The organism is Microbacterium sp. Nx66 (genome assembly GCF_904066215.1).
Taxonomy (GTDB): Bacteria; Actinomycetota; Actinomycetes; order Actinomycetales; family Microbacteriaceae; genus Microbacterium; species Microbacterium meiriae.
Map to the genome: position 1 here is coordinate 1,331,134 of NZ_LR880474.1, position 13,814 is coordinate 1,344,947.

13 protein-coding genes are annotated in these 13,814 nt (G+C 71.9%); 10 read left to right on the forward strand and 3 right to left on the reverse strand.

Annotated elements, in window-relative coordinates; all coding sequences use genetic code 11:
• Positions 1–126: 126 nt before the first annotated feature.
• From MICNX66_RS06215 to MICNX66_RS06225, 3 genes are all read left to right on the forward strand, one after another.
• Positions 127–1,581 carry a GuaB1 family IMP dehydrogenase-related protein gene (locus MICNX66_RS06215; RefSeq protein WP_187663745.1) on the forward strand — a complete coding sequence of 485 codons (1,455 nt, stop codon included), beginning with the start codon at positions 127–129 and terminating at the stop codon, positions 1,579–1,581.
• A 113-nt stretch (positions 1,582–1,694) separates the two neighbouring features.
• A complete protein-coding gene (locus MICNX66_RS06220; RefSeq protein ID WP_060923227.1) occupies positions 1,695–3,014 on the forward strand; it encodes a hemolysin family protein in 1,320 nt (439 codons plus the stop codon).
• Entirely contained in the window at positions 3,011–4,072 is a 1,062-nt protein-coding gene (locus MICNX66_RS06225) for a hemolysin family protein (RefSeq protein ID WP_187663746.1), read from the forward strand. The genes MICNX66_RS06220 and MICNX66_RS06225 overlap by 4 nt, the downstream gene beginning before the upstream one ends.
• A gap of 59 nt (positions 4,073–4,131) precedes the next feature.
• On the opposite strand, the gene MICNX66_RS06230 is transcribed toward MICNX66_RS06225, so the two are convergent.
• Complete coding sequence (locus MICNX66_RS06230) at positions 4,132–5,199, reverse strand: NADH:flavin oxidoreductase/NADH oxidase (RefSeq protein WP_187663747.1); 1,068 nt, start codon at positions 5,197–5,199, stop codon at positions 4,132–4,134.
• Between the two features lie 56 nt (positions 5,200–5,255).
• On the opposite strand from MICNX66_RS06230, the gene MICNX66_RS06235 reads away from it, so the two are divergent.
• Genes MICNX66_RS06235 through MICNX66_RS06255 form a run of 5 tightly spaced genes read left to right on the forward strand, consistent with a single transcriptional unit; the run spans position 5,256 to position 9,512 of the window.
• Positions 5,256–6,086, forward strand: a complete 831-nt coding sequence (locus MICNX66_RS06235; RefSeq protein ID WP_187663748.1) for an ADP-dependent NAD(P)H-hydrate dehydratase — start codon at positions 5,256–5,258, stop codon at positions 6,084–6,086.
• On the forward strand, positions 6,083–7,321 hold the full coding sequence (locus MICNX66_RS06240) for a hypothetical protein (protein ID WP_187663749.1): 1,239 nt from the start codon (positions 6,083–6,085) through the stop codon (positions 7,319–7,321). Before MICNX66_RS06235 ends, MICNX66_RS06240 begins: the two co-directional genes overlap by 4 nt.
• A gap of 4 nt (positions 7,322–7,325) precedes the next feature.
• Positions 7,326–7,658 (forward strand): thiamine-binding protein, encoded by a 333-nt coding sequence (locus tag MICNX66_RS06245; RefSeq protein WP_187663750.1) that lies wholly within the window; start codon positions 7,326–7,328, stop codon positions 7,656–7,658.
• Positions 7,659–7,667: 9 nt separating this feature from the next.
• Complete coding sequence (locus MICNX66_RS06250; RefSeq protein WP_187663751.1) at positions 7,668–8,897, forward strand: MFS transporter; 1,230 nt, start codon at positions 7,668–7,670, stop codon at positions 8,895–8,897.
• 9 nt (positions 8,898–8,906) lie between these two features.
• On the forward strand, positions 8,907–9,512 hold the full coding sequence (locus MICNX66_RS06255) for an NUDIX domain-containing protein (protein WP_187663752.1): 606 nt from the start codon (positions 8,907–8,909) through the stop codon (positions 9,510–9,512).
• 6 nt (positions 9,513–9,518) lie between these two features.
• Here the strand turns inward: MICNX66_RS06255 and metX are convergent, their stop codons facing one another.
• A complete protein-coding gene (gene metX / locus MICNX66_RS06260; protein ID WP_187663753.1) occupies positions 9,519–10,724 on the reverse strand; it encodes a homoserine O-acetyltransferase MetX in 1,206 nt (401 codons plus the stop codon).
• Positions 10,725–10,830: 106 nt separating this feature from the next.
• Positions 10,831–12,153 carry a bifunctional o-acetylhomoserine/o-acetylserine sulfhydrylase gene (locus MICNX66_RS06265; protein ID WP_187663754.1) on the reverse strand — a complete coding sequence of 441 codons (1,323 nt, stop codon included), beginning with the start codon at positions 12,151–12,153 and terminating at the stop codon, positions 10,831–10,833.
• A 159-nt stretch (positions 12,154–12,312) separates the two neighbouring features.
• Between MICNX66_RS06265 and MICNX66_RS06270 the strand changes: the two genes are divergently transcribed.
• Both MICNX66_RS06270 and MICNX66_RS06275 read left to right on the forward strand, forming a co-directional pair.
• Positions 12,313–13,095: an SDR family oxidoreductase gene (locus MICNX66_RS06270; protein WP_187663755.1), complete on the forward strand. Its 783-nt coding sequence runs from the start codon at positions 12,313–12,315 to the stop codon at positions 13,093–13,095.
• Positions 13,092–13,811, forward strand: coding sequence for a uracil-DNA glycosylase (locus MICNX66_RS06275; protein ID WP_187663756.1), 720 nt, complete (start codon positions 13,092–13,094; stop codon positions 13,809–13,811). The genes MICNX66_RS06270 and MICNX66_RS06275 overlap by 4 nt, the downstream gene beginning before the upstream one ends.
• Positions 13,812–13,814: the final 3 nt, after the last annotated feature.

Genomic DNA, 13,814 nt, shown 5'->3' on the forward strand with positions numbered 1-13,814 from the left:
ATGCGGACGCACGACGCAGGATGCGCTCGGGCCCGCACACTCTCGACCACCAAGCCTAACCTGTTTCGACCGGGGAGACGTCGAAGAGAGCGACCCGCGCCGCGCCGATCTGGGTACCGTGGAGGCATGGAGTTCTCAGGTGCGCAGCCGACCGTCGATCTGACCTACTCGGATGTCTTCCTGGTGCCGCGCCGTTCGGCCGTCACCAGTCGGTTGCAGGTCGATCTCGCCCCGCACGACGGCACGCCCGCGACGCTGCCGCTCGTCGCCGCGAACATGAACTCGGTGACAGGGCCGCGTATCGCCGCCGTGCTCGCACGCCGCGGGGCGCTGGGCGTGCTCCCGCAGGACCTGCCGCTCCAGGAGCTCGACGCCGCGATCCGCGACGTGAAGGGGCAGCCGGTGCTCTGGGACACGCCGCTCGTGCTGCCCCCGGAGGCGACCGTCGCCGACGCGCTCCGCCTGCTTCCGGCCGCCGTGGGACACGGGATCGTCGTGGCCTACGGGGCGGCGCCGATCGCTGTGGACCGCATCGTCGGCGTCCTTCCGGCGACGCGTCTGGCGACCGCGTTGCCCGATGCACAGCTCGGCGACCTCGTGCACCGGGGGACGCCGTCCATCGACGCGGACGACATCGGCTCCGAGCGTCACGCCTTCGACGTCATCACCGAGGCGGACGTCGAGATCGTCACCGTCGTGCACCACGGCCACCTCGTCGGGACGCTGAGCGCGCGCAGCGCCTTGCGCGCCACCCTGTACCGCCCGGCCGTGGACGCCGACGGCCGCCTCGCGGTGGCCGCGGCGGTCGGCATCAACGGCGATGTGGCGGCCAAGGCGAAGGCGCTCGCGGCCGCCGGCGTGGACGTGCTCGTCGTCGACACCGCGCACGGTCACCAGGAGGGCATGCTCCGGGCGCTGCAGGAGGTCGCGTCCCTCGGCCTCGGGCTCCCGATCGTCGCGGGGAACATCGTCACCGCGGACGGCGTCCGAGATCTCGTCGACGCGGGCGCCTCGATCCTCAAGGTCGGCGTCGGCCCAGGGGCGATGTGCACGACCCGGATGATGACGGCGGTCGGTCGTCCGCAGTTCTCCGCGGTGCTGGAGACCGCCGCGGCCGCCGCCGAGGCCGGAGCGCACGTCTGGGCCGACGGCGGGGTGCGCTACCCCCGCGACGTCGCCCTCGCGCTCGCGGCCGGTGCCGCCTCCGTCATGGTCGGCTCCTGGTTCGCCGGGACGATCGAGGCCCCGGGGGAGCTCCAGCGCGACGCGGACGGGCGGCTGTTCAAGGAGTCGTGGGGGATGGCGTCCACGAAGGCCGTGCAGGCGCGGTTCGGTCGGCTCGACGCGTACGAGCGGGCGCGCAAGGAGCTGTTCGCCGAAGGCATCTCCTCCTCGAAGATCTATCTCGACCCGCTGCGGCCGGGAGTGGAGGACCTGCTCGACATGATCACCTCGGGCGTGCGGTCGTCCTTCACGTACGCCGGTGCTGCGACCGTGCCGGAGTTCCACGAGCGCGCCCTCGTCGGACTGCAGTCCGCGGCGGGATACGAGGAGGGCAAGGCGCTGCCGGTCAGTTGGTGATCGCCTGCCGCGTCCACAGTCCGCTTCTGTAGAATCGAGCGCACTATGGACGACCCTCCCAGTTGCCGAACATCGCCCCACCGTCCCGTTCTCTCCCCGGAGAGGAAGATCTGATGGACTACATCATGTTGGGCGTGGGGCTTCTGCTCACGGTCGGCACCGGCCTCTTCGTGGCGAGCGAGTTCGCCCTCGTGAACCTCGACCGCGCGGATCTGGAGGCGCGGCAGGCGCGCGGGGAGTCCCGCCTCTCCCTGACGATCAGCGCTCTCCGGCACACGTCGACGCATCTCTCGTCTGCACAGCTCGGCATCACGCTGACCACGCTGCTGACCGGATACACGATGGAGCCGGCGCTGTCGAACCTCCTGCGTCCCACGCTGGTCGCCTGGAACATCCCGGAAGCCGCCGTCGCCCCCATCGCGACCGTGGTGGCGATGTTCGTCGCGACGGTGCTCTCGATGATCCTCGGCGAGCTCGTCCCGAAGAACTTCGCGCTGGCGCTGCCCCTGGCCACGGCCAAGCTCGTCGTGCCCTTCCAGATCGCCTTCACGACGGTGTTCAAGCCGGCGGTGGTCGTGCTGAACGGCAGCGCCAACGGCGTGCTGCGCAGCATGGGCATCGAGCCCAAGGAGGAGCTCTCCGGCGCCCGCAGCGCGGAGGAGCTGTCGTCGCTCGTGCGACGGTCGGCGAGCGCCGGAGTTCTGGAGGCCGACACCGCCACGCTGCTGGACCGCACGCTCACCTTCTCCCGGCTCACGGCGGCGGACGTCATGACGGCGCGCCCGAGCATGCACGCGATCGCCGCCGGCGACTCCGTGGACGACGTGATCCAGCTCGCCCGGCGCACGGGCCACAGCCGCTTCCCGGTGTTCGACGAGGACCTCGACGACATCACCGGCGTCGTGCACCTCAAGGCCGCCATCTCGGTGCCGCGGGAGCGTCGCGCCGAGGTGCCCGTCGGCGCTCTCGCGACCGATCCGCTCCGCGTGCCGGAGACCGCCCATGTCGACGCGCTCATCTCGGACCTCCGCGGCCGGGGTTACCAGCTCGCGGTCGTCGTCGACGAGTACGGCGGGACCGCCGGCATCGTGACCCTGGAGGACCTCGTGGAGGAGCTCGTCGGCGAGGTCTCCGACGAGCACGATCGGACGAGGGCCGGGATCATCCGCAACCGCGACGGGGTGACCTTCCCCGGCGAGCTGCGCCCGGACGAGCTGCGCAGCCGCGCGGGCGTCGAGGTGCCGGAGGGCGATGTGTACGACACGGTCGGCGGCTACGTCATGAGCGTTCTGGAGCGGGTGCCTGTCGTCGGCGACGAGGTGCCCCTGGAGAGCGGCACCCTGCAGGTGGTCCGCATGGACGGACGCCGGGTGGATCGGGTGCGCTACGTCCCGAGACCGGATGCCGTCATCATCGAGGGGGTGTCCCTGTGAGCGATTGGGGAGGCCTCGCCTGGCTCGTCGTCCTGCTGGCGGCGAACGCGTTCTTCGTCGGCGCCGAGTTCGCGGTGATCTCCGCGCGGCGCTCGCAGATCGAGCCGAAGGCGGAGCGCGGCTCGCGTCCCGCCAAGACGGCGCTGTACGCCATGGAGCACGCGACGCTCATGCTCGCGACCTCGCAGCTCGGCATCACGATCTGCTCGCTGCTCATCCTGAACGTCTCCGAGCCGGCCATCCACCACCTGCTCGCCGTGCCGCTGCACGCCGTGGGCTGGTCGGATGGTGCGGTGGACGTCGTGTCGTTCACGATCGCGCTGCTCATCGTGTCGTTCCTGCACGTCGTGTTCGGCGAGATGGTGCCGAAGAACCTCGCGTTCTCGATTCCGGACCGGGCCGTGCTGCTCCTGGCGACGCCGCTGGTGTGGGTGTCGAAGGTGTTCATGCCGGTGATCTGGCTGCTGAACGCGGCGGCGAACGGTGTGCTGCGCCTGTTCCGGGTGGAGCCGAAGAACGAGGCGGCGTCGACCTTCACGCTCGATGAGGTGGCGACGATCGTCAGTCAGTCGCGCCGGGAGGGCGTGCTCATGGACACCGCGGGCACGGTGACGGCCGCGGTGGAGTTCACCGACAAGAAGGCCCGCGACGTGGCCGTGCCGCTGAGCGACCTGGTCACACTGCCGCAGACGACCACGCCGGACGACATCGAGAAGGCGGTGGCCCGCTACGGGTTCTCGCGCTACGTGATCGTCGACGACGAGGACGTCCCGATCGGCTACGTCCACCTCAAGGACATCCTGCGGGCCTCCGAGGGGCCGGACGCCGAAGCCAAGGTGCTCGAGCCGATCCCCGGCAAGCGCATCCATCACATGGTGCCCGTGCAGGAGGACACCGACCTGGAGGACGCCCTCGCCGTCATGCGACGTGCGGGCCGTCACCTGGCCAAGGTCCGCGACGCGCGGGGGGAGACAACCGCCGTGCTGTTCCTGGAGGACATCCTCGAGGAGCTCGTCGGCGAGGTGCAGGACGCGACCCGTCGCGTCCGCGGTCACTGACGTCGCGACACGCGAAGGCCGCCGGCTCCCACGGGAACCGGCGGCCTTCGTCGTGGGCGTCAGCGCCAGTGCGCCCGCTCGTACTGCGGCGGCCAGGCGACCTCGGCCCCCAGCTCGTGCGCGGCGCGGAGCGCGAAGTGCGGGTCGCGCAGCCACTCCCGTCCGGCGAAGATCGCGTCGGCCGCGCCGTCGGCGAGCACCTGTTCGGCCTGCGCGGCCGCGGTGATGAGGCCGACGGCCGACACCGGGATCCGCCCGCCCTGGCGGACGGTCTCGGCCAGCGGGACCTGGTAGCCGGGGGAGACGCTGATGCGCTGGTGCGCGACGAGGCCGCCGCTGGAGACGTCGATGAGGTCGGCGCCGTGCGCGGTCGCCCAGGTGCCGACCGTCGCGGCCTCCTCGGGCGTGAACCCGCCCTCGGCGTGATCGGTCGCCGAGATGCGGACGAACAGCGGCACGTCGTCGCCGGCCGTCTCGCGCACCGCGTCCACGACGCGCAGCAGCAGCCGGGCCCGGTTCTCCAGCGAGCCGCCGTACTCGTCCTCACGGAGGTTGGACAGCGGCGACAGGAACTGGTGCAGGAGGTAGCCGTGGGCGCCGTGGATCTCGATGACGTCGAATCCGGCCTCCCGCGCCCGCCGGGTCGCGGCGGCGAACCCGTCGACCACGCGGTCGATGCCCGCCGCGTCCAGCGCGACCGGCGCGGCGAACCCCTCGTAGGCCACGGCCGACGGTGCGGTGGTCGTCCATCCGCCCTCGGCGGCGGGGACCGTGCCGCGCTCGTCCGCCCACGGCCACCAGGTCGAGGCCTTCCGCCCGGCGTGCGCGAGCTGGATGCCCGCTGCCGCCCCTCGGTCGTGGATCGCCCGGACGATCGGGGCCAGGGCGTCGCGCTGCGCGTCGTCCCACAGCCCGAGGTCGCGGGGAGAGATGCGCCCCTCCGGCACGACGGCCGTGGCTTCGGCCACGATGAGTCCGGCGCCCCCCGAAGCGAACTGCGCGAGGTGGGTGTGGTGCCACTCCTGCGCGACGCCGTCGATGGCGCTGTACATGCACATGGGGGACACCCAGAGGCGGTTGCGGAACGTGGTGGACCGGATGGTCAGCGGGGAGAAGAGAAGACTCACCGTTCGACGGTACCGCCGACGCGGACGGGACAGGGCCGTCGGGCTAACGTGGAGTCATGAGCGACGTGCGCGAGTGGTCCCGCAACGACGCGGCGCGGTTCTTCCGCGCTCCGACCGTCGAGGACGACAAGTACTCGCGGGGCGTCGTGGGGGTGCGCACGGGATCGGCCGCCTACCCCGGCGCCGCGGTGCTCGGCGTCGAAGCCGCCTGGCGCACCGGTGCCGGGTTCGTCCGCTACGTGGGCGCGCCGTCGGCGGTCGCGGCGGTGCTCTCGCGGCGCCCGGAGACCGTCGGCGGGCCGGATGCCGGACGCACGCGGATCGGTGCCTGGGTGATCGGCTCCGGGACCAACCCGGACGACCGGAGCGCGACGGAGGCGCAGGCACTGCGGGAGATCGTCGGCGGCGACGTCCCCGTGGTCATCGACGCCGGAGCGCTCGATCTGGCGCCGACCGCACGCGTCCCGTTCGTCGCCACGCCGCACGGCCGGGAGTTCGCGCGGCTGCGGGAGCGCATCGGCATCGACGGGGCCTCGGACGATCTCGCAGATGTCCGCGCCGTGTCCGCCGCGATCGACGGCGTGGTGCTGCGCAAGGGCGCGCGCACCGTGCTCGCCGCACCCGACGGCACGCTGATCGCCGTCGAGGCGGGAACGGGCTGGCTCGCGACGGCGGGCACGGGCGACGTGCTCGGCGGGATCGTCGCCGCCGTGATCGCCGCGAATCCGGACAGCCCGCTCGTCGAGTCCGCTGCGGCGGCCGTCTGGCTGCACGGGCACGCCGCCCGCATCGCCGCCGCGGCGACAGCGGGCGCGAGCGGCCATCCGATCGTCGCGCTCGACGTCGCGGAGACGCTGCCCCGCGCGGTCGCGGACCTCCTGTCGTGAGGACCTCGACCCGGAGGAGCGCGCTCGCCCTGTGGATCGCCTTCCTCCTCGTCCACCTCGTGACCGCGTGGCTGGGCTGGGTCTACCCGAGCCAGCCCATGGGGGACGTCGTGCTCGTGTACGAGCCCTGGGCCACCGCGGCGTGGAGCGGCGGGGAGGTCGTGGGCGTCACGGAGTCCTGGGTGTATCCGCAGCTCGCGCTCCTGCCGATGATGCTCGCCGCCGGGCTCGCCGCACCGTTCCTCCCGCTGCTCGGCGTCTCCGGCGCCTACCTCATCGGCTGGGCACTGCTGGTGACGGCGCTCGACGCCCTGGCGTTCGCCGTCCTCGTCGGGTGCGGACGCGTACGGGCGCGTCGGACAGCCGCGTGGTTCTGGTGTGCGGCGCTGCTGCTCCTCGGACCCATCGCGCTGTACAGGATCGATGCCGTGACCGTGCCCCTCGCCGTCGTCGCCGGTCTGTGGTTGGTCACCCGCCCCACCATCGCCGCGGCGCTGCTGACCATCGGCGCCTGGATCAAGATCTGGCCCGGTGCGCTCCTCCTCGCGGCGGTCGTGGCCGGGAGGGCGCGGCTGCGGATGCTCCTGACCGCCGCGGGGGTCACCGCCGGTGTGGTGGTGGCGCTCCTGCTGCTCGGCGCCGACACCGAGATCCTCGGCTTCCTCACCGCACAGACCGGCCGGGGGCTCCAGATCGAGGCGGTCGCCGCGACGCCGTTCCTCTGGATGGCCGTGACGGGGGCCGCCCGCATCGAGTACAGCTACGACATCCTCACCTTCCAGATCGTCGCGCCGGGAGCGGAGGTCGTCTCCACGGTCCTCACCCCGCTCCTCGCCCTCGCCGTGGTCGTCGTCGCGCTCGCCGGCGGGGTCAAGGCCGCCCGCGGCGCGTCGTTCGCGCGACTCTTCCCGCCGCTGGCCCTGCTCCTGGTGACGGTGCTCATCGCTCTGAACAAGGTCGGCTCGCCGCAGTTCCAGACCTGGCTGCTGGCGCCCGTGATCCTGTGGCTCGTGCTCGACCGCCGCCGCGCGCGGGCCGCCGCGGCGCTCGTGCTCGCGCTGTGCCTGCTCACCTGTCTCGTGTATCCGCTGAGCTACGACGGGCTGCTGCGGGCCGAAGCCGCCCCCGTCCTGCTGCTCACGATGCGGAACGTCCTGCTCGTCATCCTCGCCGTCGTGAGCGCCGTCGCGCTCGCGCGTGTCCCCGTCGTCCGCCGTCCCCGAACCCAGGAGTGAACCCATGTTGATCGCCTTCTCCGTCGCCCCCAGCGGCACGCCCGCCGATGGCGCCGACCGCAGCGATGCCTCCGTGCACGATGCGGTGGCCGCCGCGGTGCGCGTCGTCCGTGCTTCCGGGCTCCCGCACCGCACGACGAGCATGTTCACCGAGATCGAGGGGCCCGACTGGGACACCGTGATGGACGTGGTCAAGCGGGCGACCGAGGCGGTCATGCCGTACGGATCGCGGGTGTCCCTCGTCCTCAAGGCGGACATCCGTCCCGGCTACACCGGGGAGCTCGACGCCAAGGTCGAGCGCCTGGAGGCGGCGATCGAGGAGTCCGACGACCGGTAAGCTGAACCGGTGAATCCCTCGACACCTTCGAGGGGTGCGGCGAAGTGGGCGCTCCTCTCCCTCGCCATCGGCAGCTTCGGCATCGGCATGACCGAGTTCGTCGTCATGGGCCTGTTGCCGAACATCGCCGCCGACCTCCTCCCGTCCGTCTGGGCGTCGAGCCAGGAGGAGGCGCTGAGCCAGGCCGGCTGGCTGATCTCGCTGTACGCGCTCGGCGTGGTCATCGGCGCCCCGACCATCGCCGGCTTCGTCGCCCGCTATCCGCGGCACCGGGTGATGATCGTGCTCGCCCTGGCGTTGACGGTGTTCAACGCGCTCACCGTGGTGCTGCCGACGTTCGAGCTCGTGGGGGTGTCTCGCTTCCTCGCCGGGCTCCCGCACGGTGCGTATTTCGGCATCGGTGCGCTCGTCGCCGCCGACGTGATGGGACCGGGCAACCGTGCCAAGGGCGTCGCGTTCATCCTCACCGGACTCACGGTCGCTAACGTCATCGGGGTGCCGCTGGGTACCTTCCTCGGTCAGGCATGGGGCTGGCGCGCGGCCTTCGCCGTCGTCGCGCTCGTGTTCGCGCTCGCCACCGTCTTCATCGCGCTGTTCGTACCCGCACACCCGGGGAACCCCGGACGCACGATGCGGGCCGAGCTCGGAGTGTTCCGCATCGGTCAGGTGTGGTTCACGCTCGGCGTCGGGGCGATCGGGTTCGGCGGGTTCTTCGCCGTCTACAGCTACATCGCCCCGCTCGTGACGGAGGTCGCCGGATCGCCGGACTGGGTCGTGCCGATCGTGCTCGTGCTCATGGGGCTCGGCATGACCGGCGGGAACCTCGTCGGCGGTCACCTCGCCGACATCGACCTCCGCCGCACGCTGCTGCTCGGTCTCGCCGCGATGGCGGTCGTGTTCGCTCTGCTCGCCGTGCTCTCGTTCTGGATCGTGAGCCTGAGCCTCGTCGTCGTGCTCGTCGGGTTCGTCTCGTCCGTGCTGAGCCCGACGATCCAGACCCGGCTGATGGACGTGGCCGGCGACAACCAGTCCATCGCGGCGGCCATGAACCACTCCGCCCTGAACATCGGCAACAGCCTCGGCGCCTTCCTCGGCGGCATCGTGATCGCGGTCGGCTGGGGCTTCACGGCGCCGGCGTGGACCGGCGCCGTGCTCGCAGTGGCCGGTCTCCTCATCGCACTGGTGTCCTACCGCGTGGAGGCGCGGCGGGTCGCGCAGACGCCGGTCCTCGCATCGTAGAGTGACGGGGTGACCACCCCCGACGAGGACCTCCCGCTCGCCGGCACCGTCGTGCTGCTGCGGCCCGCCGCCGACGGCTTCCAGGTGCTGCTGCTGCGCCGTCCGTCGCGAGGCTCGTTCGCAGACGCCTGGGTCTTCCCCGGCGGGAAGGTCGAGCAGGGGGACCGTCAGCCGGGCGCTGCAGAGGTCGACGACGCGCGTCGCGCCGCCGCCAGGGAGACCGCGGAGGAGGTCGGACTGACGGCGCGCGATCTGGTGCCGCTGTCGGAGTGGCGTCCGCCGGCGGAGGCGCCGGTCCGGATCCGCACCTGGTTCTTCCTCGCCCTCGCGCCGGACGCCGAACCGTCGCCGTCCGCCGACGAGGTCGTCGAGCTCGCCTGGGTGTCACCCGCCGAGGCTCTCGCCCGTCACGCGTCAGGAGAGTGGCGACTCTTCCCGCCGACTTGGCTCACATTGCACCGACTCTCCACCTTCGCCGATGTCGATGCGGCGCTGGCCTCCGGCGGGGCTGTCGAGCTGTTCCAGACACAGGTGCTCGATGAGGGCCGGGCGTTCGGCTGGGCACAGGGGACCCTCCACGCCCACACCCTGCCGTGGCGGTTCGATCCGGTGTGACGCGGCTCAGGCGTCGAGTAGACGCCGTAGGTGCGCGCCGACGGCCTCGGTCTCGATGAGGAAGCCGTCGTGGCCGAAGTCGCTCGTGAGCACCACCGCTTCGCCGTCGAGCACGTTCGCGATGCTCCGCGCGATCCGCTGCTGCCCGTCGACGGGGAAGAGGCGGTCGCTGTCGATGCCGAGGACGAGGGTCTTCGCGGTCACCGCCTTCAGGGCCTCCTCGACGCCGCCGCGGCCGCGACCGACGTCATGCGAGTTCATCGCCTCGACGAGGGTGACGTAGCTGTTCGCATCGAAGCGCCGCGTGAACTTGTTGCCATGGAAGTCGAGGTACGACTCCACCGCGAAGCGCCCGCCGTGGCCGAGCGGCGACACGTCGGACTGCCAGGAGCGCTGGAACCGCTGGTTGAGCTCGATCGGGCTGCGGTAGTTCAGCAGAGCCATGCGGCGGGCGAGGGCGAGGCCGCGATGCGGACCGTCGCCGTCCGCGAGGTCGTAGTACTCGCCGCCCTGGTAGCGCGGGTCCATGCGGATGGTCTCCAGCTGCACGGTGTTGAGCGCGATCTGGTCGGCGGTGGTGACCGGGGGAGAGGAGAGCACCGCGAGCCGCTGCACCCGGTCGGGCTGCGACACGCCCCACTCGAGCGCATGCATGCCGCCCATCGAGCCGCCGATCACCGCCGCCCAGCTGTCGATGCCGAGCGCGTCGGCCAGGCGCACCTGCGCGGCGACCTGGTCGCGGATGGTGAGGTAGGGGAAGCGCGACGCCCACTCGTAGCCGTCCGGGGCGATGCTTGCCGGCCCCGTCGATCCCTGGCAGCCGCCGAGCATGTTCGGCGCGATCACGAACCACTCGTCGGTGTCGAGCGGCGCACCGGGGCCGACGACGTCCTCCCACCAGCCGGCGGTCGGGTGGCCGGCGCCGGCCTCGCCGCGCACATGGCTGTCGCCGGTGAGAGCGTGCAGGACGAGCACCGCGTTATCGCGGGCGGCGTTCAACTCGCCCCAGCTCTCGTAGGCGAGGCGGATGCCGGGAAGCTGTGCTCCGCTCTCCGCGGTGAAGGCGCCGAACGCGGCGAAGCGGCGGCCGCCGACGGGATCGCCGTCCCGCCAGGCGCCGGTGGCCGGCGGGCGGGCACGGAGCAGCCGGACGTCGGCCTCCGTCACCGGTGCCGACGGCACCGTGTCCTCGGAGGTCGTCTGCCAGTCCATGTCTCCATTCTCGCCTGGCCGGTGGGTCTCGGCCCGCAGGTTACGACACGGGCACGACGAAGGCCCCGAGCCGTGCGGTCCGGGGCCTTCGTGGAGGGCGTGCGGGTCAGGCGCGCGCGGCCTCCGAGACGGCACGCGCGGCGGCGAGCGCCTGGTCCAGATCCGCCTTGAGGTCCTCGATGTTCTCGAGGCCCACGGACAGGCGCACGAGGCCGGGGGTCACACCCGCGGTGAGCTGCTGCTCAGGCGTGAGCTGGGCGTGCGTCGTGGAGGCCGGGTGGATGACGAGCGAGCGCACGTCGCCGATGTTGGCGAGGTGGCTGAACAGGGAGAGGCTGTTGACGAACTCCCGTCCGGCCTCGACACCGCCCTTGAGCTCGAACGACAGCACGGCGCCGACACCCTTCGGGGCGTACTCGTTCGCCGTGGCGTACCAGGGCGAGGAGGGAAGGCCGGAGTAGTTGACCCCGGCCACGTCGTCGCGGCTGTCCAGCCACTCGGCGATCTCCTGGGCGTTCTGCACGTGGCGCTCGATGCGCAGCGACAGCGTCTCGACACCCTGGATGAGGTTCCACGCGCTCTGCGGGGCGATGGCCGAGCCGAGGTCGCGGAGCAGCTGCACGCGGGCCTTGATGATGTAGGCGAGCGGGTCGCCGACCGCGGCCGTGTAGCTGGCGCCGTGGTACGACGGGTCCGGCTCGGTGAGGCCGGGGAACTTCTCGACGTTCTCCGACCATGCGAAGGAGCCGCCGTCGATCACGACGCCGCCGATCGTGGTGCCGTGGCCGCCGAGGAACTTCGTGATCGAGTGGACGACGATGTCGGCGCCGTGCTCGAACGGACGGATCAGGTACGGCGTCGCGATCGTGTTGTCCACGATCAGCGGGACGCCGCTCTCGTGGGCGATGTCGGCGACCGTGCGGATGTCGAGCACGTTGATCTGCGGGTTGCCGATCGTCTCCGCGAAGAAGAGCTTCGTGTTCGGGCGGACGGCGCGGCGCCACTCCTCCGGGTCGTCCTGGTTCTCGACGAAGGTGACCTCGATGCCGAGCTTGGCCAGGGTGTACTTGAACAGGTTGTAGGTGCCGCCGTAGATCGAGCTCGACGCGACGAAGTGGTCGCCGGCCTGCGCGATGTTGAGGATCGCGAAGGTCGAGGCGGCCTGGCCGCTGGAGAGGACGAGGGCGCCGGTGCCCCCTTCGAGCGCGGCGAGGCGCTGCTCCAGGACGTCCTGGGTCGGGTTCTGGATGCGGGTGTAGATGTTGCCGAACTCGGCGAGCGCGAAGAGGTTCGCGGCGTGGTCGGCGCTGTCGAACACGTAGGACGTGGTCTGGTAGATCGGTGTCGCCCTGGCCTTGGTGACGGGGTCGGGGGCGGCGCCCGAGTGGATCTGCTTGGTCTCGAAACGCCAGGTCTCGGGTGCGGACATGTGTTCCCCCTGGAACGGTCGGAAGGTCGGATGGGCTGGTGCCCTTGCAGCGAGAGTACGGAATATCGCGCCGTGTCAACAGCAACCGGGAAATGTGACGTAACACGGCGTGCGGCCCGGAACGGGCGGAACCCGCGCGGACATCGTACGGTGGAGGACATGGCCAACAGACGTGCAGTGGTGACAGGTGCGAGTTCCGGGATCGGTCAGGCGACGGTGCGGGTGCTGCGGGCGCGGGGGTGGGACGTCGTCGGCGTCGCGCGCCGTGCGGACCGCCTCGCCGCTCTCTCCGCCGAGACGGGGGCGTCGACCATCGCCTGCGACCTGACCGACGACGCCGCGGTGACGGCGCTCGTCGGAGAGCTGGAGCGCACGGGCCCGGTCCACGCCCTCGTCCAGGTCGCCGGCGGCGCGCGGGGGACCGACCGCGTCGAGGACGCCGCGCTCGCCGACTGGCAGTGGATGTACGACGCGAACGTGCTCGCCACGCAGCGCCTTGTGGCGGGGCTGCTGCCGCTGCTGCGTCGCACCGCGGACGCGGACGGTCACGCCGACCTCCTCTTCGTGACCTCGACGGCTGCGCAGACCGCCTACCCGGGTGGTGCGGGGTATAACGCGGCGAAGGCTGCGGAGGCGATGCTCGTCCGGGCGCTGCGCCAGGAGCTGAACGGCGAGCCGCTCCGCGTGGCCGAGGTCGCTCCGGGCATGGTGCACACCGAGGAGTTCACGCTGAACCGGCTCGGGGGCGACGCCGTCGCGGCGGAGGCCGTGTACTCCGGCGTCGAGGCGCCCCTCCGCGCCGAGGATGTCGCGGACGTCATCGCCTATGCCCTGGAGGCCCCCGCTCACGTGAACCTCGACCTCATCACGATGCGGCCGGTCGCTCAGTCGGCGCAGCACCTGCTCGCGCGGGGTCCGCTGCGGGTCCGGCCCGTCGAGTGACCGGAGGACGCACCCTCGCCGAGCTCGCGGACGAGGGACTGATCGACGCGGGGTGGGCGGCGGCGCTGGCCCCGGTGCAGGACACCATCACGGCGCTCGGGGAGCGGCTGCGCGCCGAGCAGGCCGCGGGTCACGGGTACCTTCCCGCGGGACCGAACGTGCTGCGGGCCTTCCAGCGACCGCTCGCCGATGTCCGGGTGCTCATCACGGGTCAGGACCCCTACCCGACCCCCGGCCACCCGATCGGGCTGTCGTTCGCCGTCGACCGCGACGTGCGCCCCTTGCCGCGGAGCCTGATGAACATCTACAAGGAGCGCGAAGCGGACCTCGGGCTGTCCCCCGCGCCGCACGGCGACCTCACGGCGTGGAGCGATCAGGGCGTGCTGCTGCTGAACCGCGTCCTGACGGTCCGCCCCGGAGCCGCGGCCTCCCACCGCGGCTGGGGGTGGGAGCAGGTGACGGAGCTCGCGATCCGCACCCTCGTCGCGCGCGACCAGCCGCTCGTCGCGATCCTCTGGGGGCGCGACGCGGCGAATCTCCAGCCTCTCCTCGGCGACACCCCGGTGATCGCCTCGGCGCATCCGTCCCCGCTCTCGGCCAGCCGCGGCTTCTTCGGCTCCCGCCCCTTCTCCCGCGCGAACGCGCTCCTGGAAGAGCTCGGCAGCGCTCCGGTGGACTGGAGGGTGGAGGGTGAGGGGCACGGCTCCCTAAGCTGAGCC